Origin of the sequence: Actinospineispora spinosispora DSM 44797, from assembly GCF_000429025.1 — a bacterium.
Classification (GTDB): domain Bacteria; phylum Actinomycetota; class Actinomycetes; order Mycobacteriales; family Pseudonocardiaceae; genus Pseudonocardia; species Pseudonocardia spinosispora.
Genome location: NZ_AUBB01000029.1, coordinates 98,082 through 124,223, shown reverse-complemented (window position 1 = coordinate 124,223; position 26,142 = coordinate 98,082). Strand labels below are relative to the sequence as shown.

1 protein-coding gene (cut by both window edges) is annotated in these 26,142 nt (G+C 71.9%); it reads left to right on the top strand.

The whole window is internal to a preprotein translocase subunit SecA gene (locus G406_RS0114765) on the top strand: the coding sequence, 48,552 nt in all, runs 3,379 nt past the left edge and 19,031 nt past the right edge, and what appears here is coding positions 3,380-29,521 — codons 1,127 (partial) to 9,841 (partial); the first codon wholly inside the window starts at window position 3. The start codon and the stop codon both lie outside this window.

Here is a 26,142-nt window from a genome sequence, read left to right as displayed (position 1 = left end):
CGTTCCAGTCGTCGTTGGACCGGCGTCAGGCTCCCGACCTGCTACCGGACGACTCCACCGAGGATCAGCTGATGTCGTGGTGGGGTTCGGGCGAGTCGGAGACGGCGGCGAACCAGGCGCTGACCGATCGGCTCGCGGTGGTGAAGGGCCAGCAGGGTCTGACCGACGCGCAGGCCAAGGTGAAGGCCGGCGCGATGACCCAGGCCGATTACGACAAGGCCGCCGCCTCCCAGGCCGCCCTGGTCAAGAAGGCGGACGACGAGGCCGCGCAGCTTTCCCCGCGTACCAGCTCGCTGATCACCGACACGGTGTCCGGCCAGCAGGAACTGGCGAAGAGCCGGGCCACGCTGGAGGCGGAGCAGGCGCAGGTCGCCGCCGGCACCCTCGACCAGGCGACCTTCGATCAGCACCAGGCCGACTTCGACCGCGCCACCCGCCGGGTCAACGCCCGGACCGCCAGGCTGGCCTCCGCGACGGGCCATGACCCCAGCACAGATCTGTCCTCCGACGGCTCGGGCTCGGCCGCCGGCTGCGCGGCCAGCGGCGCGTTCACCACCTGCACGACCTCGGCGGACGAGCAGAACTCGCGGCGCGCCGCCCAGGACTACTGCATGGGTCTGTCCGGGGTGTCGGGCTGCAGCGCCTCCTCCGGCACCGGCCAGCGGACCGCCTCGGCGTCCTGTGGGGTCGACGGCGGTTGCAAGACCGCGGTGGTGAACGGAACCCAGTCGGCGTCGACCTCGTGCGGAGCGGGAGACTGCAACACCAGCTCCTTCGCCGAGTCCGACCGGGCGGGCACGCTGTGCCAGGCTCGGGGCGGCTGCCAGGTCACCTCCACGACACCGACCGCGGACAGCGGGGCGGCGCGGGACAAGTCCGAGTCCACCGGTACCTGCGCCGGCAACTGCGCGATCGACACCGACACCGACCGGTTCGCCGCCTACGCCGACTGCCGCGCCGATTCCGGTTCGTGCGACACGAACTCGGCCGGCCACGACAGCACCACCCAGCCGACCGACCCGACGCCGGCCGGCCCGGCGGACTCCACCGATTCGACGCAGCTGGCCAGTGCTCCCGCGAACACCCCGCCGGCCACCCAGGCCGGGCAGGCCTCTGGTGTCGGGCACTGTGCCACGAAGACCGGTGAGTGCACCACGTCCTCCGGCGCCAGCCCCACCGGCGACACCGCCGACAACCACCGGCACGACTCGGGCTACTCCCGGGCCGGCCTCCGCTACGGCGACTCCGGCCGCGGCCCGGCGAACCGGGACACCACCGACCTGGGCGACGCGGGAACCCGCGAAGCCCTGACCGGCTCCGGCCAGGGTGGCCCTCAGGCGCGCGCGACCGCGCAGTGCGCCACCGAGGCGACCGGCTGCACCGGCGGCGCCACCACGGACACCAGCGCCGACGGTTCACACACGTCGATCTTGCCCGCCGACCCGGCCCCCGCCACCCCGGCGACCGCTCAGTCAGGCATCCCCGGCGCGCAGGCCCCGGCGACCGTGCCCGCCCCGGTGAAGACGACCGAGGTCAAGCGGGCCACGACCGGCCAGGCGAGCTGCAGGGTGAACGGCGGGGGCTGCGAGAGCCAGTCCGGCTCGGCCGTCACCCAGCCCGACAGCGACACCGCCGTAGCCCTGTCCCGCACCGACGGGGACACCACGTCGTCCAGCGGATCGTCGGTCTCGGTGACCTGCCCGACCGGCCAGGCAGGCTGCACGGGCGACGGTTCGTCGAAGACCTCCTCGACCGGCTCGGGTGACGTGACGATCGACCCCACCACCGGCAAGGCCACCCCGGCGGCGGCGAAGACCTCCACCGGCTCGTCGAGCTGCACCTCGACCGACACCGACTGCCGGTCCCAGTCGAACTCGGCCACCCGGTTCACCCAGCCCACCGTGACCCAGCCGACCGCCGACTACGCGAGCCTGACCGATGAGAGCACGACACCCGCCGACAAGCCCGCACCGCCGCCGACCGTCTCCGGCGGGCTGGAGAGCGTGTCGGACGCGTCCGGTTCGCTGAAGTGCGCGCCCGACTCGACCACCTGCTCGGGTTCGGTCCGCTCGCAGGCGACCGGTTCGGACGCCGCGGTGGACAACGGCCGGGCCAAGACGGCATCCGGCGGCGGTGACTGCCAGGTCAACGGCGGCGGCTGCGATGCCACGACCGACTCCCAGGCCTCCTCCGGACCCGGACTGACACTGCCCGGCCAGACCCCGGCGAGCAGCGGCCCGTCCGCGATCTCGACCTCCTCGGCCGCGGTGCACTGCGCCGAGGGCGCCCAGTGCTCCGGCACCGCGAACTCGACCGCGACCAGCGTCGACCCGGCGACCGGGCAGCCGCACACCACCACCGGCACCGCCTCCTGCACCGCCGGCGGTGGGGCGTGCGACCCGCGGACGGTGTCGGTGGCCTCGACCGGGCCGGGCGCGGCGGACTACCTGTCCGGCAACCCGAACGGCCAGGACACCGCCAAGGGTGCTTCGGCGGCCTCGGCGTCCGGTGCCGCGCTGCGCTGCGCTGACGGCGGCTGCACCGGCAAGGTCGCCAGCTCCGCGACCGGCGCCGACCTGGGCGTCTCTCCGGACCCGCGCGGCTCGACCGGAACCGCCGACTGCCAGGGTGCGGTGGGCGGCTGCCAGGCGGTCACCAACTCCGGTGCCTCGGCCAACCCGGACGCCTCCACGATCGCGCCGCTGGTCGACGCACCATCCACGAGCAACGCCACCACGACCTCACAGCAGATCGGTCAGCAGGGCGGCTCCGGCCAGCAGCAGGCCACGCGGGGCGGCTCCGGCAACAGCACCGGGAGCACCGGCGGCAACAGCCAGCCCGCCACCCCGCCCGCCGGTTCCCCGGGTGCCGGCGCCAACGTGGCCCCGACCGTGGCCGGCGCCTCGTCCTGGTCCAACGCGACCGCCACGCTCGACTGCGCGGGCAGTGGCAGCGGATGCGCCGGCACCGTCCACTCCTCGGCGTCGGGCAGCGACGGCCCGAACACCGCCAACGGGGCGAACGGCTCCCGAGGTCCCCCGAACGGTGACTCCTCGACCACCGCCACCTGCGACGGCCGGGGAGCATGCCAGGGCACGACGAACTCCGTCGCGGGCTCGGGCCAGGTCGTCGTGGACACGATCTCGCTGCGGCAGCAGAGCGCCGCAGACCAGGCGACCGAGCAGGCGACACAAGCACAGCAGGCCGCCGACCAGGCACAACAGATCGCCGCCGGTCCCGGCGCCACCACCGAACAGCGCAGCGCCGCCACCGAGGCCGCCGCAGAGGCGAAGCAGGCACTGGACGCGGCCAAGGCCGCAACCGACGCCATCGGCAAGCCGGTATCGGACGCGCCGGCCACGATGTCGCAGTCCAACGCGACCGCACAGTGCACCGAGGCCGGATGCACCGCCACGACCACCGGCGACACCGCCGGAACCCCCGGCCATTCGCACACCGACGCCACCTGCACCTCGGCCGCCACCGGCTGCGCGGCCGCCAGCCAGGTCAGCGCGACGACCGCGAAGGACTCCGGCCAGCCCGGCCCGGACGGCACGCCGATCCCCGGCACCTCGGGCACCGCCCAGACCTCCTCCATGATCGACTGCCCCGAGGCGGGCTGCAGCGGGACGCTCACCGGGAACGCCGACGTGACCGCCGGCCCGGCCGGTCAGCAGAGCCACAGCGTCGCCACCGGGCAGAACAGCTGCGACGGCACCCGCGAGTGCCAGGCCCAGATCACCGCCGGGTCCAGCACCTCGCTGACCGCCGGTGACCCGGCCACCAGCAGTGCGAACACCACCGCGTACGTCGCCGCCGCGTGCGACTCCGAGACCGAGGGGTGCACGGGCAGCGCGTCCTCGACCACCGACGCATCCGGCGGCGCCAAGGTCGCTTCGAAGGCCACCGCCACCTGCCGGGCCGAAGGCGGCTGCCAGGCGGGCACCGGCGGTACGACGGCGAAGGGCTTCAGCGAGGTCCAGGCCGGCTGCACCGGAACCGGCTGCGTCACCCACACCGAGGGCGACGCCGAAGCCGCCGCCCCTGGCGGCACCAACAAGGCCACCTCACGCACCGACTGCACCGCGGGCACCGACGGTGAATGCGCCGGCGCGAGCCGGGCCGCCGCCACCGCCGACTACGCATTGGCCGGCGCGACGTGCGCGGGTGACGGGTCGACCTGCTCGTACTCCTTCGCCGCCGACAGCCACGCCAAGGCAGCCACCGCGAAGGCCGACGCCAGCGGATCCGACGAGGGCACGATCGGCGGCGGCCAGGTCGTCACCTCGGCGGCCGCGGTCAGCGGACCCGCATTCGCGCAGGCACTGGCCTCCTGCTCGGGTGCGAAGAACTGCAAGGCCAGCTACTACGCGCACGCCGAAGCGCACGACAAGCGCACCCAGAACGCCACCTGGACCGACCCGTCCGGCATCTGGAAGTCCGACGGCTCCGGCACCTGCTCCGGCAACACCAACGGCGGCTGCGGCATTCAGGCCTGGGCGCAGGCCGGCCCCGGCGGCAGCGGCGGCGCGAAGTGCAGCGGCAACTGCCAGAACTTCCGCCAGGAGCAGGGAGGCGCCAGCCGCTTCACCAGGACCGGCCCCTCCGGTCGGGAGGTCGCGGCGGAGCAGGCCAGGCAGCAGGCGGCCGCGACTGCGCGGCAGCGCGCGGCACAGCAACAACGGCAGCAGCAGACAATCGGTGGGCAGCGGCCGGCCTCGGCCAAGGACGCCGACGTCACGAAGCTGGGCGGCAAGGACACCGGCGCTCAGATCGAGGAGGTCAGCCGACCGATCGACGACGGCGGCGGCAACCTGCGGGTCGGTGCGTCCAAGAAGGTCAACGTGGTGACCACCAAGGCCGCGGACGGGGCGCCCGTCTCCAAGGACTGCCCCTCCGGTGCCTGCTCGATCAGCAACGGCAAGGGGCAGTCCGCCAGCTACAACCCCACCGCGGCACCCGCCGACCGCTACATCGCCACGAACACCGTGGCTCCCGGCTCGTCGAAGAGCCATGAGGTCGGCGGTTCGAAGGGCGCGGCGATCGCCTACAGCGCGACCACCAAGGTCTCCACAGCGGCCTGGAAGGGCGAGACCGGGCACGTCACCGATGGTCGTACCGGGATTCGCATGAACGTCGGCGCCAGCCCCGCGGGTGGCACCAACAGCCTCGCCCTCGTCGACAATCCGCGCATGCCGTTCGACGGCAAGATCAACGGCCAGGTCGGGTACCAGGGTCCGACGATCACGCTGCCGCAGAACATCAAGGACCTGAACCCCGTCACGCCGGGGTCCGACTCGCTGACCACGCACGGCACCTGGGTGCAGTTCACCGCGCTGTCCGGCAACCAGGGACGCATCCAGTTCGACGGCAGCGGCCAGTTCACCTCCGCCGAGGGCGACACCCTCGACATGCGCTCAGGTAAGGCCGACATCACCACGCGCGACAAGGACGGTCTCGGCGGTGCACTGAGCATCAAGAGCAACGGCCCGGCCAAGGGCGTCGGCACGGCCCTCACCGCCGAGGGGGTCGCCCTGAGCTGCCAAGGCTGCGCCGGTGACGGCAAGCGCGACGGCGAGATGACCCACTACCTACCGACCAAGGCCGGCGGCGGTGGCATGAACGTCTGCTACTCGACCGCGGCCGACTGCACCGGCAGCGGTGCGCCGTGGATGGGCGGTGCCGACACCCAGCACGGCGTCGTCAACAACCACGATGAGGACGACAAGGGCAGCTTCGAGTTCGTCCAGCAGCTGCGCGACCGCAACGGCAAAGGCGGCTGGGCCGTCGGCTTCACCACCGGCACCGGCTCCCTGCACGGCACCGATGTCTTCGGCCGGGACGCGCAGGCCACCGGCGGCGACCCGGATCCGAACAAGAAGGACAGCGGCAACCCCGCCAGGCACGGTGCCTCCGGCATGAGCCTGCTCTACACCGAGGTGACCAAGGACGACAGCGGCAAGGTGGTGGACGTCTACCACGAGGGCCAGTCCTGCACCGTGGGCGCGGGGGACGGGGCGTCCTGCTCCACGTCCTCCGACGCCACGGGACGCCGGCTGCGTTGGGCCGACCCGACGGCCGCCATGACCATGGCCGCCGGCTACGAGACGCTCGCGCCGCAGGGGCCACCGGGCGGCAAGCAGGACCTGATGTCCCGCGCCAAGGCGGTCGAGAAGTACACCGAATACCAGAGTGACCAGCGGTGGGCCAACGAGGTCGGCATGCCCGAGATGCAGCCGCTGGTCAACGCCATGGGACAGGCGAAGAACCAGGCGGGCGGCGGCCCGATCACCCCGGCCGTGCGCGATGAGCTGGTCAAGCTCGCCGACAGGGACCCCGAGCTGCTGGCCCGGATGCGCAAGCTGGAGAACGAGAACGCCGTGGTCGGCGCGATCCAGGCGACCCAGGCGAGCACCGGCGACATCGAGATGCGCTTGGCCGGTGACCCGGCGCTGGTCGCCCAGCTCAACCACCCTGGATTCGACCCGGTCGCCAACGCGCCCGCCCTGGACCCGGACCCGAACAAGCGGGGCGTGCAGATCGAGGCGGCGAAGAAAAACCTGCTCGACCAGCAGGCCGCCTCGGTCGCGGCTGGCCGCGAACTGGACGCGCTGACCGGGGTCCGCAACACGGTCGCGGACAAGCTGGCCGCGTTCAACACCGCCAACGACGCGCTGCGCGACGGGACCGGCTCGTATGCGGCCGCTGAGCAGAAGCTCGCCGAGTACAAGGCGGCACTGGCCGACCTGACCAACCAGGAGGCCGGGCCGAGGAAGCGGCTCGAGGATTCGCAGGCCGCGCTGCGCAAGATCGACCTCGGCGTGGCGAACGGGGCGAGCGACCCGGCGACGGTGAAGAGCATCGAGCTCGCCGAGCAGAGTCTCGAAGCGCTGTCCGACTACGACAAGGTGCTGCCCGAACCGATCACCGATGCCGACGCCGCCGCCAACAGCAAGCTGCTGGACGTCGCGAACTCGGTGAGTGCCGGCTACGACGCCGCCGTCGGTGGCCCCCGGGTGTTCGGCAGCAAGCTGCAGGACCTCCAGCTGCCCTCGACCGGCTCGGCCGATCTCCCGCTGGCGCTGCGCTCGGCGGCGAACCACGACCAGATGGTGGCGATCAACAATGCCTACAACAGCCCGTTCCAGACGAAGGACTGCGAGGACTGCGAGGTACGCCCGTTCAACGCGGACGAGCTGGCCGAAGCGGGCGCCACCTGGAGCAACACCGACATGGGCACGCTGGGGAAGCGAGCCGCCGACCCCAATTCGCCGAACCCCTCGATGGGTGCGCAGATCGCCAGGATGCCCGCCAGGGTGGCGTCGAAGGAGGACGTCGAGTCGATCGTCGGCGGGGCACCTGGCTCACCCAACAGACAGGGCAAGATCGACGACTTCTACAGCCTGGCCAACCAGAGCACCGGTAGCTACGACGACATCCACGACCTGCTGAACCCGGCTGAGGCGGCCAAGCTGGACGACAGGTCCGACGGCTTCGGCTCCAGCCCGGCTGACTGGATCAAGAGCGCGGGCGGTTGGCTCGCCAAGGCTCCCGGAATGTGGACGGCGAACCGGACCAGGGACTTCGACACCGACAACGGCTTCGGCACCGGCGATTTCGTCACCAACCTGAGACGCAGCGTGATGAAGGGCGAGCTCGACACGGTGATGTTCCTGCCGAGCGTGATCGGGGGTGTGGTGGTGCAGGACTCCCACCACACCGCGGTGAGCACCCTCGCCGGCCCGATCGACCTGGGCCCGATCGTGTCTCAGATCGCGGACGCCCCGCTCGCGGATGCGCCTCAGCACCCCGGCGAGACCGACGATGAGTATTGGGCCAGGGTCGCCCCGTTCAACACCATGGCCGTGGGCATGGCCAAGTCCACGGCGGACATCTACACGGGCGGCTGGGACAACTTCGGCCACAAGATGTTCGTGGACCCGTACGGCACCGTGATGGCGGCGGCCACCCCGGTACTCGTGGTCGGCGGTGTGCTCGGCATGGGGCTGCGCGGCGCGGCGGCGAGCGCGGCCGGACGGGCCGCGATCTTCCGCGACATGGCCGCAGAGCTTCCCGACGTCGCCGCGAACACCGCGGCACGGCAGTCCTTCATCCGCCAGGCGCTACCCCTGGAGCGCAGGGCCAAGTTCTTCAACGGTGCCGCGACGGTGGTGGACATCCCGAACGCCATCGCGCGGGTCCAGTTCACCCCGACGGTGCCGCTGCGCGCCGGAGCGCTGGGCGCCCGGATGCTGCTGTCCCCGGCGGCCAGGCTGGCCCGTGCCGCCGGTGACCGCGCGGTACTGGCCGGGGAGGACAGCGCCGGCTGGATGCGCACCGGGATGGCGCTGAACAAGACCGCGGACCTGCTCGGCCGGGGGGCCGAACGGTCCAGGTTGATCACCAACCACGGCTTCGCCGGCCTGCGCAAGACGCCACCCAACCCGTACCGGACGCTCGGCGTCAGCCGGGCCGCGACCAGGGACAAGGTCGGCGCGGCGTATGAGAAGAAGAGCCAGCGGCTCGCCGCGAAGGGCGGCAGGGTCACCCGGGAAGGCCTGGACGACCCGGTCAGGGCGGCTCGCCAGCGCACGCTCGACCGGGCCAGGGAGGGGATCGAGAACGACTGGTCGACGAACGCGGCGAAGGGCTTCGCCAAGGACGCGAAGAAGGCCAGGGCCGAGTCGGACCAGGCGGCGGCGGTGGCCGCCGATGCCGGCGCGAAGGTCCGCAAGGCCATCAAGGACCGGGACACCGCGACCGCCGAGGCGCAGGCCGCCGCGAAGGAAGCCGCGCGGACCAAGGCCGATGCGGAGGCCGCGCGGGGCCGCGCCGACGTCGCCGAGAAGGCCGCCGCCAAGGCGAACGCGAAGGCGAGCAGGGCGAAGGGCCGTAAGGCGAAGTCGATCAAGGCGAACGCCGCGAAGCTCACCGCGATCGCCGGTACCGTCGCGTCGAAGGCGCGGGCGGCGGAGCAGGCGGCGGCCGACGCCGCCCAGGTGGCACACGAGAAGGCAGCGCCGGTCGGCGACCTGAAAGCGGCGGTCGAGGACGCCACCCGCGCCGCCGCGCCGGTCATCGATCAGGCGGCGGAGGCCGCCGCGCGAGCCAAGCGGGCCGACGCGCTGGTCCTGCGCGCGAAGAACGCGCTGTCCAGCGCCGATGCCGCGGCAGTGTTCGCCGGAGGCCCGGGGGCGTCGCTGGTCGACCGGGTCCGGGCCTGGGTGCGGGCCAACGACGGCGCTCCGATGACGCTGGCCGAGCTGTCCAGGCAACTGGACGTCAAGAAGTCCCAGATCCGCTCCGCGATCGCGAGCGACAACGGCCGGTTCGGCCGGCAGCACCCGGATGCGCTCCGGGTCGTCGAGGCCGAGGGCAGGACCCCGGCGCGGGTCGCACTCGGCGGACATCACTTCGACCCGGTCACCGGCACCTGGCGTGACCCGGCGGGCGGCCGCGGCCGGGGACCGTTCGGACCGGACGCTCCCCAACCCTCGCCCCAGCCGTCGCCGAGGCCGAAGCCCGGGGCCGGCGAGGGCGGTCCGCACGGCCATGGCGACGGCCCCGGTGCCGGTGCCGACCCGTCGGAAGCGGGTGGCCCCGGTGGGCAGCCGAAGCCGGAGACGGACTCCGAGATCGTGCCGGACAAGCACGACGGCCAGTTCCACAGCGGTGACCCACCGTCGGAGAAGGACATCGCGCAACCTCCCGACGAGAAGGAGGCGGTCGTCACCAAGACGGACCTGGAGAAGGTCCGTGACAAAGCCAAGGCACAACACGATGCCGCGCGGGAGACAGAGGCCACCCAGCGCAAGAAGCTGGAGCAGGCACGGGTCAAGCAGCGGGTGCACCAGCGCAGGCTGGACAAGGAGTACCGCGAGGCCACCGACGACGGGCGTCGCAAGGAGCTGGCCGAACAGCGCGCCGGCTACGACCGCGAGGTCGAGCAGGCGGCCGAGGAGTGGAGGGACGCGAAGGAGAAGGCCGAGGAGGCCGCGAAGGAGCACGCGCAGGCCAAGCACGACGTGGCCATCTACGGCCAGCTCGAGCTCAACCGGGAGTTGGTGCGCGAGCTCAAGAAGAAGTGGTCGACGCTGGGCTCGGACGAGGCATACCAGGAACTGCTGGACCGCCAGCGAGAGTACGAGCGGCTCGTCGCCGACGGGAAAACGCTGACCGAAGAACAGCGGCTCACCGACGCCGAGTACTGGGCGCTGGTCAGCGAGACGATCCGGCGCACGACCGGCAAGAAGCTGTACGACGTGCAGCTGGCTGCCGCGATCGTGATCGACAGGGGAGTACGCGACCTGCCGCTGCGTCAGCGTCTGCGGTCTGGGCTGCGCGGCTCGCTGGTCGGGATGCGCACCGGCGAGGGCAAGACGCTGGTCGGCATGGCGGTGGCGACCAAACGCGCGCTGGAGAACCGCCTCGGTGAGGCGCACGGCGTGCACGTGATGACCACCAGCCGCAAGCTGGCCAAGGACGCGCTGACCGACTACTACGGCAAGGTCGCCCGCGAACTGAGGCTCGAGGTGCGGGTGTTGCCGCAGCGGCCGCGCGGCGAGGAGGGTCTGGCCGCCTACCAGAAACACTGGACGCAGAGCCGAGAGGCCTACCAGGCAGACATCACGATCGGCACCGGCAGCGAGTTCCTGTTCGACCACCTCGCCGACCAGAAGCTGCCGAGCGAGTACCGGGTGCAAGCCGGCCACGCCTTCGCGGTCGTCGACGAGGCCGACATGGTGCTGCTGGACTGGGGCGCGAGCCCGCACCGGCTGGCCAGTGCGATCGAGGGCACCGCCCGACACGACGAGCTGACGAAGGCACGGGACCGCGCGGCTGAGCTGCGAGACCACGAGTACACCGTGCGTCGCAACGGCAAGGTCACCATCAGCCCGGCTCAGGCCAGGGAGATCAAGCGGCGGACCAACGAGGAGCTCAGTCCGCAACAGATCACCGATCTGGAGAACGCGAAGCGCGCCGAGGGCTACTTCCTCGACCGGCAGTACAAGATCACCGACGGGACCCGGATCGAGATCGTGGACAAGAAGACCGGTCGTGCGCTGATCGGTCGCCGGTGGAGCGGTGGCTTGCACGAGGCCATCGAGGCCAAGCACGGCCTCCCGATCCACGACCGGCAGCGGTCCGAGAGCTCGATCTCCACCGCCGAGTACCTGGAGCAGTACGACGCCATCGCCGGCATGACCGGCACCACGGGCAGCAAGGTGGAGCGCGGCCTGTTCCGCAAGCGGTACGGCCTCGCCGTGTGGGACGCGCCCACGAACGCGCCCAGCCGGAGGGGGACGAGACCCACGGTGCTGTACGCCACCTCGAAGACCGCACTGACCGCGCTGGCCAAGGACGTCGCGAGCCGCAGGTATAACGCCGCCCCCGAGCTGCTGATCTTCGGGACACCCGCCGAGGCGGAGAGCTTCGCCAAGCTGCTGCGGAGCGAGAAATACCGGATCCACGCGGAGGTGCTCAACGCGTTGGATCCCCGGATCAGGTTCGGCAATGAGGACAGGGTGGTCGAGGCGGCCGGTCGCCCGTACCAGGTGACGGTGGCCAGCAACATCATCGGCCGGGGTATCGACATCAAGCTCGGCGAACTGGCCAACCGAGAGGGTGGGCTGCTGGTCACCACGACGACCTTGTTCGACTCGCGCCGCGCCACCGAGCAGGGCTTCGGCCGGGCCGCGCGCAATGGCCAACGCGGCTCGGTCGGTGAATGGCTGGCGCTGGACGACCCGGTCCTGCGCAAGCACGGCAACAACGCGGTGCTGAACCGGTTGGCGAAGCAGTACGTCGACCAGCCGATCCCGGCGAAGGTGGCCGATGAGCTGGTCGGCAAGGCGGTCGAGAAGGCCGAGAAGGCTCAGGTCCGTCAGCTCAACGCCGTCCTGAAGGGCAAGGCGGCCGCCGAGGAAGAAGTGGTCGCGGAGATTCACGGCGCAACCGCTGCCGGCACCGTCGCGCGCGCGGAGGGTAAGACGCTCACCGGGCAGGAGAAGAAGGTCCGCCAGGCGGTCGGCGAGATCGACCGGCTCAGCGGCAAGCTCACCGCCGCCCACGACGGTGTGGTCGCCGCCGAGCAGGCACTCGGGACGGACACGCGGGGAACCACGGAGCTGAACCAGGCGTGCGGCGAGATGTGCATGGTCCAGGTCCAGCTGACCAGGGCGCTCGGGCGGTACCGGGCGCTCACCGAACCTTCCCTCGGCACGGTCCGTCGAACCGTCCCCGCTGCCGACGGCCCCGCTGTCGACGGGCCCGGCGTGAGCGAGTTCGCCGAGATGGCCAGGCAGCTCGTCGGTGTGGACCAGGAGCTCGTCCAGCGCATCGAGATCCAGGCCATGTTCGGTGACCACGCCGGTGCGATCGACTCGCTGACCGAGCTGATGCTGCGCATCGGGATGCCCGGCCAGTTCAGCGCAGACCAGTTCGAGATCGCGCGCTGGGTGTACACCGCCGCTGAACAGGCCATCGTGACGCTGAGCTGGATGTCCGCCAACCGGGAGAGCTTCGAGACCGTCGAGCTCCACCGCACCCTGGCCCGCCTCGGCGGTCTGCTCTCGGCGGCGGCCACCGACCCCGGCGCCGCACTGACCAACTTCCTCGGCCACGACCTGCGCCACCAGCTGGAGCGGCTGCACGCGAGCGGCGCGCCTCAGCAGGTGATCGACGACCTGTACCGGCTGATCATCATGGACGCCGACTTCACCGCATACCAGCTGGCGTTCCTGCTGAACGTCGGCCAGTGGAAGGGCCACGCGAAGGCGGCGCAGTGGATCGGCGACTTCGCCAAGCAGCACGGCATGGACTGGTCGGCCGGGGTCAAGAAGCAGCTCCGGCAGGCACTGCGGACGCTGCCGTCCGAGCCGATGCCGGACAAGCCGGCCGAGCCGGTCGTCCCGGAGTCGGCTGAGCCTCAGCCGGGCAGCCTTGCCGGGGTTGTCGACGGTGTTGAAGCCGCAGGTACCGATGGCCCGAAGCACCAGGCCACCCCGTTCTCCCGGATGCTCGCCTCGGCGGCGGTGCTCGTCGCGGCGGCCGGCTCGGGTGCCGGCGCCGCGGTACTCGGCTGGTCGAGTGGGACAGCACTGGCGGTGGGCGCGGCCGCTGCGGCGGTGTCGGCTGGCTTCGCCGGCCTGCCGAGGCTGATCAATCCGGCCCGGGGCCCGCCGTCGACGCTGGTCACGGTCTTGACGGGCACGGTGCTGGGCGCCGTGCTGTCCGGCGGCGCGCTGGTTCCCGCCATGGTGGGCGCGGCAATCGGTGCGTTCGCGGTTGCCCGGCTGGCCCGGGTGCTGCCGGCGGCCATGGCGCGGCCGGGCTGGGCACGGTTCGGAAGGTGGATGCAGACCCCGACCGGTCTGGTCAGCACCGCCAACATCGCCGGGCTGCTGCTGGCGGTTGGCGGCGCACCGATCTGGACGTCGCTGTCCTGGGTCGCCAACGCCGCGTTCCTGCTGCGGCAGACGCTGAACTTCTACCAAGGCTCACTGGGCAGGGGAGAAGGCCGTTGGGCGAAGCTCATCGGCTCGGTCGCGGCGGTGACCCTGACGATCAACCTGGACCTGCACGTATACGGTGCGATTACCGCCGTCGGGGTGAACCGGCACATCGACCTCGCGTTCGCCCTGCTGGACGTCGGCTTCCTGCTGTCGCTGTCCCCGGCGGCGCTGGCGCTGCTGCTGAACAAGGACAACCCCAGCGCCGAAGAACGCAAGACGGGCTGGTCGAAGTTCGCGGCATGGGCGTCGTTCGCGTCGTTCGCGGCGATCCTCGAAGCCGAGTACCCGATGTTCGCCTCGGTGTTCCAGGGCACCAGCCCGGTGTTCAGCGTGGCCAACATGGTGTTCATGGCGACGTTCCTCGGCAACGGCTTCGAGGCGCTCTACTGGGTGTTCCACAAGCTGAAGGCCACTGTCGGCGACCGGGAGCACAAGCCGTCGCCGGCGCACCTGTGGGTGGCGAGCCAGATCGGCCGGCTGTCGCTGGCCGCATACGGATTCGTGGCGATGCTGACCATGACCGACCCGCTGCCGGTCACGGTGACCTCGGTCGGGGTCGGCGCGCTGCTCATGCTGATGTGGGCGATCAACCGCAACGCGCCCCCGTTGGCCGATGCGGCCGATCCGAAGCCGACCGATGCACCGGACACCCGGCGCCACCGCCTGTTGTGGGCACCGGCCCGGCGCCTGCTCGACCTGATCGAGAAACCGGTCGGGATCGCTCTGCCGGTCTTCGCGCTGGGCCTGCTGTGGCTGCATCACCCGGTGGCGGGTGCGGTCACCAGCGCGGCGCTCGGCGCGACGATGGCCTGGCTGCTGCGAGCCGACCCCATCATGGCCAGACTGCGGCCGTTGCTGGCCCGCGCCGCGGTGCTCGTCGGCGTCGGCGTACCCGCGCTGCTGCTCCTCGCCGAATCAGCCAGCGCGTCCACGCTCGATGCCGCGGGTTCAGCACCGGCCACCCCGACGCTAGTGGTCGGCGTAATCGTCGTCGTGACGGTCGCGAAGCTGCTGACCAGAGCACGGTCGCACCGGGCGAATCATCTGGTGAGCAGCGGTTCCGAGCCCCAACCCGGATTCGGCGAGGCTGAGGCGGCCAGGGTGCGAGGTGCCGGACTGCCGCTCGCCGAACAGGTCTCTTCGCTGCTCAGGCGCACCCCCGCCGGCTACGCGGAGACCCCGGCGCTCGCCTCGGCCCTGCGGGTCGAGCCGGGTGCGCTGTTCGAGGCGCTCCTCGTGCTGCCGGGGCAGTTCGCGATCACCGGGGACGGACAGGGCGTCTACCTGATCCCGGCCTGGGTCACCGACAGCGGTTTCACGCCGGTGATTCGGGCGGGAGTGGTCGAGTTCGAGCGGGCCAGCGACCAGGGTGTGCTCGTGGTCAGCGGAAACCTGGTCAACGTCGGCCCGCATCCCGGCAACCTGTTGCGGCTGCTGGCCCGGCAGATCGCGCACCGGGACGGGCTGGGCGAGGCCAACGCCTGGCAGTGGGCGCGCTGGTTGCTCACGGTGAGCGCCGAGCGCTGGGCCGACCAGGACGCGGTGTGGCGCGCCGAGGGCCCGCTGCGCGCCACGACGCTGCCCGGCGGGTTCGAGCTGGTCACGTTCGAGCGCCAACCGGGCCGGCATGTGATCGTCGGGATCTTCCCCGTCGGCGGCGCCGAGCTGACCATCCCGGGCCGCACGGCCTGGGCTTCCGTGGTGCGTATCGACCTCCAGGGCGGCTCCGGTGTGGTCGTGTCCGGCGTGCCTGGCGGTCCGGTCACGGTGCGGACCGCCCTGCACGTGGTGAAGGGCTTCACCCCAGGGCAGATCACGGTCAACGGGGTGCCGGCGGCAAGCTGGCGCACCGTCCGGGTCGAGGGATACGGCGCGAACCGGGGGCTGGCCGAGGAGGCCTTCAGCTGGCAGGTGGCGAACGCGCCGGACTGGGACGGTGGAACCGTCGACCTGGCCGAGATCACCGTGTACGGACTGGACGTGCCGGCGGCGACCCCCCGGCGCACGCCGCTGCGGGCAGGCGAGTGGCTCACCGTGGTCGGCAACCCGGGCGGACTGCTCGCGGCCGGTGTCGGGCCGGTCGTTTTCCTGGGTGCCGGTCACGTCGGTGTGCCGGTGCTGCTCGGTCCAGGCACCTCCGGCGGCGCGCTGTTCGATTCGAGTGGCCGGCTCGTCGGGCACGCGGTACAGCTGAGCCTGGACGGTGGAACCGGGCTGCTGTACGGTACCGACCCCCAGCTCAGCGCGGCGTTCACCGATATGGTCCCGGCGGACACCGACCCGTCGACGCGGTGGAAGAACGGCACAGCGCACGGTGGTGCGCAGGCACGAGCCTCGCTGTTCGCCACCCTGGGCGCCGTAGCGATCGGCGGGCTCGGTTTCGGCGGGCACACCGGGCAGCTACTGGTCGGCGTGGCAGTCCTGACGCTGGCCGTTGCCGTCCCCCTGGTCAAGTTGGGTGTCAGCTTGGTGCGGGCGGCCGCACGGGCCTCGACCAGTCGAGGTCCGCCCGGCGCTACCTCGATCGGCTCGGGTGAGCCGCACGACGTCGAGTCCGCAGATGAGGTTCTGGCGCGATTGCGACGCCTGTCCAGACAGCTCGCGGAGCTCGAACGCCGCGAGGCCCTAGGTGAGGCTTCGCCCGGCCAGGTCGCGGAACTGAGGGATGAGCTGGACCGGCTCCGTGCCATGGCCGAGCCGGTCGAGCGGGAACGTCTCGATCAGCTACGCCTCGACCCCGGTCGGCCCCGCGATGCCGCGATCCTGGCGCTGCTTCCCCAGTTCCTCTCGGAGCTCAGGCGACTCGGGCCGCTCGGCGTGTTGGCCCCGGCATGGCTGCGAAGGCTGATCGAAGACCTGCCGAGGGAGATGTACTGGTACGAGGGGGGCCCGGACAGTCCGAGGGCAGGTCTCCTGGGATGGTTCGGGGCGGACCCACCGAGGGCTGGCGGTGCGGTGGACGCCGAGGTGCGGATGAGTAGTGACCGCGACCATCCCATCCAGCTCAGCCTCCGGGATGCGCTCGCGGCGGTCGGGGTCGTTCTCTCCCCGGACGAGCTGGTGGCCCTCGGTGACGAGTACATCACCTGGCACGAGCTGGTCCACGTGTTCCAGTTCGTGGTCGGGGTGACGGCTGGTCGGCACCTCAGTGAGACGACGCTGGATACCTTTCCCTCGGCCGGTCGGCCGGAGCCGAACGATCAGCAGCGGGAGGACGGTCTCACCGCGGTTGGGCTCGAGGGCGAGCGGCTGGCCGAGGGCATCGCACAGCTGATCATCGTGCGGCGTCTGGTGGAGCGTGGGGTGGTGCCCTCGGACCGGCGGGGCGAGCTGCTCCGCGCGATACGTACCCGTATGTTCCCCGATGATGTGCCCGGCTACGGCGACCCGCACAGCGAGCCGCTGGTGCGTTCGGTGCTCGAACTGGCGGCCTCGCTGGAGCGTGAGCGCCAGACGTCCCGGTCGCGTGGGGACCTCGGTGGAGACCTCTCGCGGCACGGCCACCTCGACATGGCCGAGCGTGAGTCGTTCGAGAGCGGCCTGGACGACATGATCGACAAGGCAGGGCAGCCTGCCACCCGGCCATTGCCGTTCGGTCTCACCGGTGCCTTCGTCACGCTCCTGCGCACCGCCGAGGCCAGACCGTTGCTCCCCGCGCGGTTGGGGGACCTGCCGGAGCGGCTCATCGGCTACGGCCGCAACAACGCGGGCCGCGCCGAGATCGTGATGTTCATCGAGACCTGGGAGCATCTGCTCGAGCTGACCGATCTGGGCCTGCTCGGCGAGCGGTGGTGGCGCGACTTCGTCGATCACGAGACCCAGCATGCCGACGAGGTGTGGGTCGGCCACGATCACGCCGAGTCCGCCATGTCGCTCGCCGGTCAGGTGGTGGCCGCCGAGCTGGCGCGGGCCGAACAGGTGCTAAACGAGGCCCGCAGGGAGCAGCCGCTCACCCCGATTCCCGGTGCCGGCATCGACTTCGTGATTCCGGCGTGGATGGCCGAGTACCGCCTCTACGTCCGGCAGGGCCGGTTCTACTGGGCGAAGGACGGCACCGCATTCGACACGAGCGGCTTCATGAAGCTGGGCGTGCCCGACGACCTCTGGTCCTTCGTGGTCGACCAGCACGGCAACTTCTACAGCGGCCGAGAGGTCGGCCACGAGCGGTACCGGGTGCGGTTGAGCGCGGCCGGACAGATCATGACCGTGCCGGGTGCGCCCGGACTGGTCCAGCACCTCAACGTCGCCACCGTGACCTACCCGGGCAGCGATCTGGGGCAGCTGGGGCGCCTGGCCGAGGAGCTGGGTCTGGACCTGAGCCACCTGACGCGCCTGCGCTACATCGGCCTGGGTGCGGAGGTCAGCCTCTCCCGCCCGAGCGGCGAGACACCCGACAACCCGCCGGGGGTCGTCGACCGGCGCCGCCGGGCCGAGGACGACGCGGCGCGGCCGGTCCGGAATCCGGCCGCCGGGATCACCGAGCTGCTGGAGTCCGTCGAAAAGCAACTGGACCAGCTCGGCCGCCGCCCGGCCGGCGCGTGGGAGTCCGTGCTGGACATCACCGGCCCGGCGTCGGATGGCCCCAGCGGGCGCCTCGCCCGCATGCTGGCCACCGTGCGGGACCTGCTGGCCGAGGAACCGTCGAGCGACGAGCTCAGCGCACTGGCCATCCGGCTGGCGGCGGCCTCGACCCGGTTCGACGAGATCCGTGAGACGGCGCTGGCCGCCAAGGGACCCGCGCTGGCCCGGCTCGCCTCGGACATCGCCGGCCTGCTCGCTCGCGGTGGTGCACCGACGTCGGTCGACGAGCTCAGCGATGAACTGGACGAGTCCCCGGAGATCGTCGAGGAGGCTGTGCGGCTCCCGTCCTCGGGCCTGGAGATCGTCGATGACCTGGCGGGGGAGCCGTCGGTGCGGCTCGCCTTCCCGGCCGGATCCGCCGCGCGCGAGACGGCCGTGACGCCGCCGACCCCGGTCGGCGCGAGCGGGCTGGCCGCCGGCGGAACGAAGGGCGGCGGCGGAGCGAGCGCTGCCGGCGCCCCCGGCACGCCCACCCCTGCCGCCACCGAGCAGGTCGGCTCGGTGAACACCCATCCGGAGTCGAACACTCCCCGGTCCCCGGCCGAGCCGCGCGGACCCCCATCGGCCGCTGGCGAGCTGTCCGGATTCGTCGAGCTTCACGGCGGCTTGCTGACCCTCATGTACCGGTTCGGCTTCGCGGCGCGGCCCAACGCCGGCGCCTCGCTGGCAGCCGATGGCCAGGTCCGGTCGCGTGCCGGTCTCGGCGCGGACACAGACCGGAAACCCAAGCCAAAGCGGCCGCGGCGCTGGGCCCAGGGGCTGGTGGTCGCAGGTGTGGCGTTGGCCGGCGCGGTGTTGCTGGCGCTGCACGGCGCTGAGCCGGCATCACTGCTCGGCGCGGCTGCCGCAGCCATTCCGTTCGGCAGGCTCCGGTTGACCGACTGGAACGTGCAGCAGCTGCGTCAGCTCAGCGGGCTGCACCCGCGCGCGGCGGTGCAGAGGGCGCTGGAGGCGCAGAACATGGGCGGTCCGCCGCGTGTGGTGGATGCGGAGGCCGCCTCGGCGCTGGAACGGCAGGGCCACCGGCCGCTCTACCGAGGCATCTCCGGCCCGGACGCGGCCGCCAACGCCGAGGAATTCCGCACCGGTCTGGCCCCCTTCATCGGATACGCCAGGGACTTCGTCGGTACCGGACACAACTTCACCACCGACGAGGGACTCGCTCGAGGCCTGCACAGCAGTCGCGGCCGAACCGCCGCGCACGGAACCGGCGCGCTGATCCGCGCTTATCTGCACCCGAGCGCCGTCGTCGTCGATGACCTGGCCGCCATGGATGCTCAGCTGCGTGACATCGCCCAGGCGCGGGCGAACGGTGAGCCCACGCTGGCCCGAGCCTTGGAGGACCTCGGGGTGTGGGCAGCGATCCGCGGCGTCGACGCGATCAGCCCTGCCACTTCGGCTGGCGATCACATCTTGGTGGTCAACCGGCGCGCGTTGATCGTCGAGGTGGCGGCCGCACCGAGTGCGAAGCCGAGCTGGACGGCGAGGTTCCGGGGCAGGACCACGGCGGTGGTGGGTATCGCCGTGGGCGGTCTGGTCGCGCTGCTGCTGGTCAGGCACGGTCTGCCGCCCGAGGCGGGGCTGCTGGCGGCCTCGGTTCCGTTCGGCATGGGCGGGCTCGGCGGGACGCGCGGCGATCCGGCCGCGAACACTCGCCGGCTGGATCGGATGCTGGCCGACGAACAGGCGCTGGCGACGGACCAGACAGCTGTGCGGGCGCGGCTGCTGTCGACGGCGCGGACGAGCCTGCTCGACCCGAGCTACCCGATCGATCAGGCGTCGCTGCCCCAGCTCCGGGAACGGCTGGACGAGGGCATCGGCCGGTTGACGGACGGGCTGGCCGCGCAGCGGGGCCACTTTGCCGCCGTCGCTCTGAGCGGTTCCGATCGGGAACGCGTCGACGGGTTGCTGGCCTTTCTGGCGCCGCTGAACACCCTGCGCTCCTGGGTGGACCGGGACGCGAGCTTCGACGATCTCACCCACCTGGAACGGATCAACCAGCTGATCAAGATTGCCCGCTTCCTGGAGCCGACGCTGCCCCGAGCGCAACTCATGGCCGGCCTGTCGGATGCGGAGGGGGTCAAGTTCGGCTGGCTGCTCGAGATCCTCCAGACCGTGCTGCGGAACTTCGTTGCCGTGCGCGACGCCCACGTGGGCCAGCGGCTCGCAGGTCCGGTGCTCGCCGCACTGGGACAGTGGAACTGGGTGGATGTCGGCTGGCTGGCCGAGGCCATGTCGTTGACCGTCGAGGAGGTCCTCGCCGCCGCACGGCAGTCCGAGCAGCTGCTCGTCTCGCGCAACGAACGGCTCATCATCCGGATCCCGGCCGGTGCCTATACCGATCTGTATGAGCGCGGCTACGCCGACGGATTCGCGTCCGGCGTGACCTTGTCGACGCGCCACGGCCAAGAGCACACGATCTACCGAGGTTCCCTGATCATCGGGACGCACCCGGACGCCGACCTGCGCCTCACCGAGCCGGGGCCTGCCCAGGTCAGGGCGGTGCTCATCATGCGTGCCAACGGTTGGTGGCTGCACAGCCTCGACGACCCGACAGCGGTCAAGGTGGACCGGACACCGCTCACCGGACCGACCGCGCTCCGCAACGGCAGCACGATCACCATCGGGGACACCACCTATACCTTCACGCTGTCGGATGATCGCCCGTCGAGCGCCGTCAAGCACCGGTGGCCGAGGTGGAACCGCGGCGGAAAGGCGTTGGCGGTGGTCGGCCTGATCGCCATGGGTCTGCTCGCGCCGGGAATGTTGCACGGGTCCACGGCATCGGCGGCGACGCTGGCCTCGGGCGAAGGCCCGGTCCGCTCGATGCTGTCGGTGCTGCTGGACCTCGCGACGAGCGCCCCCACGGTGTCCGGGTTCGCTGCCGGTGCCGCACTGATCGGCGCCGTCCTCGCGGTACGCCGGGTCCGGACGGGCGCGGCCGCCGCTGCCGGCGGCAGTGCCAGGGCGGTGCTGGACTGGCTGCGCGCCAACCCCGGCGGCAGCCCGCGCGCGATGGCCGCCGATCTCGGCGCGGACGGCGACTCGCTGCGCCGCAGGCTCGAGACACTGGCCGCACCGGAGATCAATCTGATCACGGTCGTGCACACCCGAACCGGGACGCGCGTCTATCGGATCACCGCGCTGGGCGAGGCGCTGCTGGACGACCTGCCGGCCGGCATCGACAAGGCCGACCCGTTCAGTGAGGCCTGGTCCGCCGCCGCGGAGCGGATGGCGGCCTGGCTGGACGGAGCGGAGAACGTCCGGACCCCCGAGGCCGTCGCCGAGCTCACCGCGCGGCTCGCCGCCTGGCGCGAGCAGGCGGACTCCGCGCGGCCCGATGGCGAACCGACGACGCCGCGAGGCCGGACTGATTCCGCCGCCCCGGTCACCTCCACCCGCCCGATCGAGCCTGGGACCGGAACGGTCGACGGCCCGCACGCCGCGCGTGCGCGGGAGATCGGCCGGATGATGGCCGAGAACTCCGGCGCCGGTGCCAGCGAGACCTGGGCTGACTGGGCGAAGCAGGGTCGCGCACTGCTCGCCGAGCTGGGTGAACGGGGCTGGCGCGAGCTGCGGCGGATGCTCGACCCGGTGGCCGCCGGGCAGCTGCACTACCTGTGGTTGGAGCGCACCGGTAACTGGGTCGGCGCCCTGCCGGCGAGCATCGACCCGGTCTGGTTCAGGCAGACCGTCACCACGGCACTGGTGCTGACCGAGATGAACCATGGCCTCACCGCGCGGGAGTACCGGAAGGCGTTCCGCGCGCTGCGCAGCGAGCTCGCCGACCGGCTGACCGGTCCGCTGTCGCCCGCGACGCAGCTGGAGCGGGACACGTTCGCCCAGGTCCTCCTGACCGAGGTGCCCCGGCTACGGCAGACCGTCGAGAAGATCACCGAGAAGAAGCGCCGCCGCTGGTGGTCGTCCAGGGCCGTGCTGGTCCTGGGCATGGTGGGCGCTGGCCCGTTGACGATCGGTGTCCCACGTGCGATCGCCGCCGATCTCGTCTCGACGGGGGCTCTGGATGTGCCGCTGAGCAGCTCCTCGCTGGTCGAGCTCGGCACGGCTGCCGCGCTCGCGCTCACCGCCGCCGTGTTCGGCAGGTCGGTTCGTTTCTGGCTGGCCTACCGCAGGCAGCACCGGCCGACGCGCGCCTGGAGTTCTCACGACCGGGGTCTGCGCCTCGTCGCGGCCGCTGAGGAGTCCCTTGCCTCGGCCGGCGCGGTCGGGCCGGGTCACCACGACCTTGCCGTGGTCCGGTTGGACCGAGCCGAGCGGCAGCTGAACAAGGCGGCCGGGACGCGGGGGCTGCGGCTGTCCGATGAGATGTCCGCACACATCGAGCGGGTGCGCGGACAGATCGAGTCGGCTCGCCTGGCCTTGCCCCGCGCGGAGGTTCCGCTGGAGGACCGGGTGCTGGCGCTGTTGGACGGGCAGCGTCGGGATCACTGGGCGTTGGCCGATCTTGCCGAGACCCTGGTGGTGAGCGAGATCGAGCTGCGCTCGGTGGTGGATCGTTCACCGAGGCTCGAGGTGTTCACCGATGAGCGCAAGGTTGCGCAGGTAGTGGCCGCCGATGCCGCGGCGGTGCGCGCCGGGTTCAGGCTGACGGTGATCGGTGGAGTCCCGATGCTGCGGCTGTGGGGTGCTGACGGGCTCCTGGAGATCGACGGCCAACAGGTCGGTGGCGCCCGCATACTGTGGCGGCTGACCCCGATGGGCCACGCGACGCGCGTCCTCCGGGCCACGGCCGAGGGGTGGCTGAGCGACCCGGACCAGATCTTCGAATTGATCGCCCAGCGGTGGAAGGCAGCCGGTTCGGACCGGACCGAGGGGACGACCTCGGTGTACCGGATCGACCTGAACGCCACCGACCCTCGGCTGGGTGCCACGCTGCCGTGGCTCGCGGGCAGACCCGCCACAACGGCGCTGGAGATGCAGGCCGCCCGATTCCGTGCGCGCTGGCGCGCGGCGCGGCTGGTGACGGTGGGGCCGGTGGGCGAGGGCGAGGACCTGGCGCCGGCGGCGGGACTGCACCCGTCACTGTCGGTGGTGGACATCGAGAGCGGCGGGCGGTTCCGCCGGGACGTGGTCGGCACCGGTGCCGTGGTCAGCCTCGAACCGTTCCGGGTCCTGACCGCCCTGCACGTCGTCGAGCACTTCGCACCCGTCTGGATCGCGGTCGACGGTCGACGGGCCCGGGCGTGGCAGACGGTGACGGTCGAGGAGTACGGGCCGAAGGGCAGCCCGCAATGGCATCTGGCGGACGCCGCCGCTCGTCAGAGAGCTCGTCTCCAGGACACGTATGCACCCGACCTGGCGCTCGTCGAGTTCGGCAACCGGTCCTGGCCACACAGGTTGATCGACCTCGTCATCCGGTGGCTGGGCGGCGCCGAGCCGGGGCGGGCTGTGCCGGCGTGGACGGCGGCCCCGATCCGGAACCGCCCGGTGGAGATCGGCGAGAGACTGCGGCTCGAAGGCAATCCGGGCCACATCCGAGTGGCGGTTGAAGCGGCCGTGATCGACGTCGAGTTCGGCGAGGTCAGGTACGAGGTACATGTTTCGGGCGGCATGTCCGGCGGTGTCGTCACCGACAGCGCCGGCGAGTTGATCAGCCCCGTCTCGAGCGGGTCGAGCATCCATCGTCAGCTCACGGCACCGGCCGGGTGGGTGAGTACCTCCTCGCCGATGTTGACCGCGCGCTTCCTGGCGGTGGCCGAGCGCAAGCTGGACGACCGGAACCTGCTTCGGCGGATGGTCGATCCCCACCGGATCGGTGGTGTCCGGAGCCGATCGACGGGCTGGATGCGGACGTTTGCCAGGCTGGCCGTGGTGGCCGGCACCGGGATCGCCCTGCTCATGACCTTCGCGGGCACAGCGGCGGCTGGTGATCTTTCCGGCGGCCAGACCTCCGGTGGCTCGTTGCTCGGCGTGCTGGACGGCCCGATCGGCTCGCCGGTCTTCCTCGCGGTCGCAGGCCTGGTCGCGGTGGTGAACGTCTACCTGGTGGCCCGAGCCCTGAAACGCCAGCGCGGACCGCCGTCCGAGCACGCCTGGCTGCGCCGCGCGGGTGCGCGGGTGCGCGCCGCGATCATCCCGGTGGCGAAAGCGACCGTGATCGCTCTGACGCTCGGCGCCGCGCTGTTCGCGACGTTGGACCAGCCCACGGCCGATGCCCAGACGGTCAGCATCACGTCCGTCGCCTCGGTCAGCGCCGCACCGGCGAGCGCGACCGCGACCCTGCCGGACACCGCTGAGGTCGAGCCGGGGGACACGGTCAGCGGCCTCGGGGCGGCGACCGGCATCCGGGACCTGCGGCGGTGGCGCGACGCGAACGCCGAGCAGTTCCCCGACGTGGCCGCGCTCGACCGCATCACGCCGGGCCAGCACCTGACGATCCCGTCCGGCTGGGACGGGCGCTGGCGGCTGCGCGCCGCGCTGCGCGACTCGCTGTCGAAACTCGCCGACCGGCTAAACCTGCCCGGCGGCTCCTCGGACCTGGTCCGGGCCAACCCGGACCTGGCACACCAGGACCCGCGCCAGCTGCCCGACGGCCGGACGGTCATCGTCCCGGGCGCACCGGGTACCGGTCAGGACACCGGCCCGAGTGATCAGGGCCAGGGCCCGGGGCAACCGGGCGACGGCACGCCGAGCACCAGCCCCAGCTCGCCGGACACCGGCGCGTCGCGGCCGGACGTCGCCGACGCCGGCCCGCGCGGACCGCCTGCCGAGGGCACCTCACTCTGGGTCTGGATCTCGCTGGCCGTCGTCCTGGGCGGGCTGTTCGCGATCGCCGCGCGGTTCGGACTGCTGCCGGGAACCACGCTCAGGCGGGTCGACTTCGGCCGCGGCCGGGCGGGCACGCCGCCCGACTCTCGGTTCGACAGCGGTGCCGGGAACTCCAACGCCTTCCCGGCGGGCACCCGGCACGCGGTCAACATGCAGCGGCTCAGAGCCGCGGTGACGTCGCCGTCCGGGGACCCGGTGAAGGACCAGGCGATTCTGTGGCTGTACCGCCGGCTCACCGCGGCGGACAGCGTTCCGTTGATGCTGCTGGCCTTCGACCCGGACAACGGCCGGGTGGCAGTCGCGGTTGGCGACCCGGACATCTCCGAGCACGTCGTGGTCTACACGCCCGGGATGCGCTCCGGGCTCGCCAACCTCGAGGTCCTGATGCGGGGCGCCGGAGCACTGCGCAGGGCCACCCTGGCCGCCGGGGCGGACAGTGTCGCCGTCATCGGCTGGCTCGACTTCCTGGACTGGCCGCAGACCGTCGGCTCGGCCCGGTCGGAGATGCCGGCGCTGGCCGCCGCGCCCAACCTGCGCTCCTTCCTGTTCGGGTTGCGCGCCGAGCACCAGGGCCCGCTGCACCTGACGCTGGTCGCGCACAGCTACGGCACCGTGCTGGCCGGGATCACCGCACGGACCGGGGTGCTGCCGGTCGACGACCTGTACCTGATGGGCAGCCCCGGCACCACGCTGCGCAACGCGGCTCTGTTCGGCCTGACCTCCGGCAGCGTGTACGCCTCGACGTTCACCCGGGACATCATCACGCTCACCCCGAGGCGCTGGCACGGGATCCAGCCGGTGCGTCCGAGCTTCGGCGCCACGGTGATCCCGGTCGGCACCGGCGGTCGCGGACTGACCGACCCGCACGTCAGGTACCTCGACGAGGACTCGCCGGCGCTGGCGGCCGCCGGTCACATCGCGGCGGGGCGCGGGGAGCTCGCGGCCGACGCCGCACGGACCGCCGCGGTCGCCAACGGCACGACCGGCACCGAGCGTGGCCTGTCCCGGCTGCGGCGGCTGCCGAGGTCGGTGCTCGCGTGGGCGACCACCAGATGGTGGGCCGGGGTGCTGCCGCTCGGCTACACCGTCGCCCTGCTGATCACCGTGTTCGGTGCGCTCCACGAACCGATCCTGGCCCCGGTGATCGGTCCGATCGCGATGACGCTGCGCGGCGGCATCGGTTCGATCCTGGACTCCAAGCGGGGCCTGTGGCTGGAGGCGAGCGGCTCCCGGCACCGAGGAATGGCGCGAGTACTGA